The following is a 4,609-nucleotide window of genomic DNA, read 5'->3' on the forward strand; positions in this document are numbered from 1 at the left end:
ATTTCGGTGGATTCAGCCGCGGAAATGGTGGACTACATGGCCAAGATCAACATCTTGGAACGTGACATCAACCCAAACATGGGAGCCTGGCTGGACCGCATGCTGCTGGTGGGCGACTCCTCCACTTCCGGCATATCCACCATCTATACCAACGAATACATCCACGACCGCTCTCTGGAGATCAATCCGGATTACACCTATACTGAATTGTACGGCGGGTCCCCCTCCACCACCGCAATGAATGCTGCTATAAATCAGGGTGTGGCCTTCTATAATTTCCGGGGCTGGATCAACATGAACGGCTGGCCTAACACCATGAACAACATGAGCAATGCCTACCGGCTTTTCCACGCGGTTTTCATCACCTGCAGCACCGGTTCCTGGGGAGGGGGAACAAGCACCACGGAATCTGTGGTGCGTTACGGCTCGGAGGCCACTCTGGGCGGGGCTGTGACCGCCATCGGCATGGCCACTTCATCCACCCACACCCCCATGAACAACTGCCTTGATGTGGGCATCTTTCATGGCATCTATCCTTTGGGCATGCGCAACATGAGCGAAGCCATGCTTTACGGCAAACTCTACCTCTATGCCGTCTATGGGATTAACTACTCCACCCAGGCTTACAACTTCTCCGGTTACTGCAACCTCATTGGAGATCCCACAGCCGCCATTTACGTTGGCATCCCTTCACAGTTCAGCGTCACCGCTCCTTCCTCCATTCCTGCCGGCGAGACCAGCCTGGTGGTGAATGTGAGCGACGGCGCCAGCCCGGTGCCAGGCGCTTCCGTGGTCCTTTCCAATCCGGCTGGCCAGCAAGCCCTGGCCTTCACCGACGCCTCCGGCAACGCCACCCTGTCCTTTGCAGCCAACCTCTCCGACAACCTCAGCCTCACCGTCAGCAAAGACGACTTCAAGCCTTTCATCCAGACCGTGAACATTGCCTCCTCCGGCGGCTTGGTCTATGATGGGCTAAATATCGACGACAACGCCAGCGGCAACGGCGACGGTGAAGCCAACGCCGGAGAGACCATGGATATTTACGTGAGCCTTCATAACACCACATCCGGACCACTTTCCCCCTTTGGGGAGGCCAGCTGTTCCGATCCCTACATCAGCCTCATCAGCTACGACCGCATAGATTTCAACCCTATATCTCCCGGGGCTTCCGGCGAAAGCGTGGAACCCATCACCCTGCAGATTGCTCCGGATTGTCCGGACCAGCATCAGTTCGTGCTGGAATTTGAGATCAATGACGGTGCCTACTCCACCCTGATCCCCATCACCGTGAGCAACGGACGCCTGGAGATCGTCTCCCACACTTTTGTGGGCTCCTCCGGCAACCTGGTTAATCCCGGAGACACCTGGCCCCTCACCCTTACTCTGCAAAACGTTGGCAGCTCAGCACTCTCCGATCTCAGTGCCACCCTCAGCTCACAAGATGGCTTTTTCGAGGTAACCGACACCCAGGGCTATTACGGCTCCATCAACCCTGGGGCCACAGCTGGAAACAACACCGACACCTTCTCCATCCTGGCCCGCAGCACCTGCGTGGACGGCATGGTGATCCCTCTGCTGCTGGAGCTATCAAACCCGGATGGTTTCCAGCAGAGCATCCCCCTCACCTTCACCATCGGCCAGACCAGCGTCACCGACCCCCTCGGCCAGGACGCCTACGGCTATTTCATCTTCGACGAAGGCGACACTGGCTATGAACAGTGCCCCGTTTACAACTGGATCGGCATTGCCCCAGCGGAAGGGGGCAGCGGCACCGCCCTCAACCTCACTGATCCCGGCAGCAGTAGCGACGAAGGTGACCAGTTGGGAGCCGTGGCCATCCAAACCGTGAATCTGCCTTTCACCTTCAAGTTTTACGGAGTGGATTACAGCCAGGCTTCCATCTGTTCCAACGGTTTTATTGCCTTTGGCGAAACCAACGATGCCGATTGGCGCAACTGGCGTCTTCCTGATGCCGGAGGCCCCAGCCCCATGATCGCCGTCTTCTGGGACGACCTGGACCTCCAGTCCAGCAGCGGTGTTTACACTTGGTACAACAGCACCCAACACTATTACGTGGTGGAGTGGTACAATCTCATCTCCGGCTACGATTCCACTACTCCCCAGACCTTCCAGGCCATCCTCTACGATCCGGTTTACTATCCCACCCACACTGGTGACGGCCAGATCAAGCTCCAGTACAAGGAGTTCAACAACATCGACCTCGGCGACGGGGATGCCTATCCCCACGGCAACTATGCCACCATAGGCATTGAGGACCACACCTCCACCATCGGCCTGGAATACACCTTTGGCAACATCTGGCCCACCGCCGCGGCTCCTCTCTCCGATGAATCCGCCCTCTTCATCACCACCCGGCCCCTCATTCCGGATTACCCCTATGTTGTGCTGGAGCAGGTGAACATACTGGATGCCAATTCCAACGCCCATTTGGAGCCCGGCGAGTCCGCCCAGCTCTCCCTCCGCCTGGGCAACCGAGGTTTGGTGGACGCCACCAGCGTGAGCGCTGTGCTCATCTCCAACGATCCTTACGTGACAGTTTCCATTAATACTGCCTCATACGGCGTCGTACCCGCCCAGGGCAGCACCTGGTCACAAAGCAATTACTCAGTCAGCGTGGCTGCCAACTGCCCGGCAGACCATCAGTTGCTCTTTGACCTTAACATCACCGGAGCCAACGGTAACTGGAGTCAAAACTTCAGGCTGGGAGTATATGAGCCCGAGCTTGAATTCCGTCACCTGATCGTGAGCGATTACAGCGGTAACCAAAATGGAATCCTGGATCCAGGCGAAACAGTCACCTTATCCATTGAAATCCATAACGTGGGTGAAATTCCCACCGCGACTGGAACTGCCTCCCTTGGATGTTCCACTCCAGGAATCACGATAACCGACGGAAGCGACAGCTTCCCCACGCTGGCGGCAGGAGCTAGTGCCACTCTTCATTTTGAGGTCTCCGCCTCCTCTTCCATGGCAAACGGAACCATTGTGACCCTGAACTTTAATGCCTTGTCTGGCACGGCAACAGCCAGCCTTACCGAGTATCTGGAAGTGGGGGCTCCGTTGGAAGTGGTCATCGGAGATGGCGACGATACCCAGGGCTATCCTCTCGACCGCTGGTACAACTACAGCGCCCACGAAGCCATCTACCTCGCCTCCGAGATCGGCGTGCCCGGTACCCTCAAATCCCTTGCCTTCAACAAAGATAGCGGCAGCAACCTGGATCCCATCGAAGCCGTCTCCATCTATATGAAAAACACCACCCAGTCCACCCTGGCCTCCGGAAATTACAGCACTTCCGGCTATACCCTGGTCTATAGCGGCAACTTCCCAAACAACGCTGCCTCCGGCTGGATGGAGGTGAACCTCAACCCCATGTTCGTCTATGATGGAGTTTCCAACCTTGCCGTGCTCACCGTGAAAGGCTATCAGCAGTATACCTCCAGTTATCCCCGCTGGAGTTATTCCAGTACCCAAGGCAACCGGGCCCGCCAGAACCGCAGCGATTCCTACGCTCCAACCAACCTGCTGGCCACCCCGAACCTGCCCGACCTGCGTCTCAAGATCTTCCCGGATTACGACATGCTGCTGCCGCCCCAAAACCTCAGCGCCACCGCCAGCCACGGCCATGTGCTGCTGAATTGGACCGCCCCCGTCTTCAGCGAGCCAGACAACTACCGCGTTTACAGAAACGGCAGCCTGCTGGCCAGTCCCATTGGAACCCAATACAACGACAATGCTGTTACGGACGGCAGCACCTATGAATATTACGTGACAGCGATTTACGACGGCGAGGAATCCCCCGCCACACCAACCGTTTCCGCCACCCCGAACATGTATCCCCCCACAAACCTGTACGCCCTGCCCGGAAACACCGTGGTGGACCTCAGTTGGACCGCCGCGGAAGGCCGCGGTTCCCGCTCCGCTTTTGCCGCCGGAAATGGGGACCGCAGCATCAGCGGCTACCGTATCTACCGCGACGGCAGCCCCATCGCCACCGTGGCCGGGACCTCCTATCAGGATTCCGGACTCAACAACGGCGCTCTCTACTCCTACTATGTGACCACCGTTTATACCGCTCCCGACGGTGAATCCGCCCCCTCGAACACGGTGACCGCTTCCCCCAACCTTATCACCGAAGTGATGCTGGGCGACGGGACCTCAAGCACTCCCAACAATACAGCCTGCCCCATCAACATCACTTACAAGAGCCTTCACGGCCAGTCGGTCTATACCGCCACAGAACTGAACGCCCAGGGCGTCTCCGGTCCCATATACATCACCGGTCTGGCCTTCTGGGTCAACACCCCGCCGGATTATGTCCTGCCGAATTTCATTATCCGCCTCAAACACACCACCGACACCAATGTGGCCAACTGGCAGGGAGCCACGGACATGGTGACCGTTTTCAGCGCGGAAAGCTACATGCCTACAGCCGGCGGCTGGGATATGCTCACCTTCCAGACACCCTTCCTCTGGAACGGCAGCCAGAACATCGTGGTGGACACCGCCTTCAACCTTACCGAACAATGGACGCAGTCAGGAACGGTTCTCTACACATCCGTCACCAACGGATACCGCTGCGCCCGCA

General features: G+C 57.6%; 1 protein-coding gene. It reads left to right on the top strand.

Annotated features, from left to right (window positions below; translation table 11 throughout):
* A partial coding sequence (locus GX466_09385) for a gingipain R (protein NLH94407.1) occupies positions 1-4,609 on the top strand: 4,609 nt, incomplete at both ends.

The organism is Candidatus Cloacimonadota bacterium, assembly GCA_012516855.1.
Lineage (GTDB): Bacteria > Cloacimonadota > Cloacimonadia > Cloacimonadales > Cloacimonadaceae > Syntrophosphaera.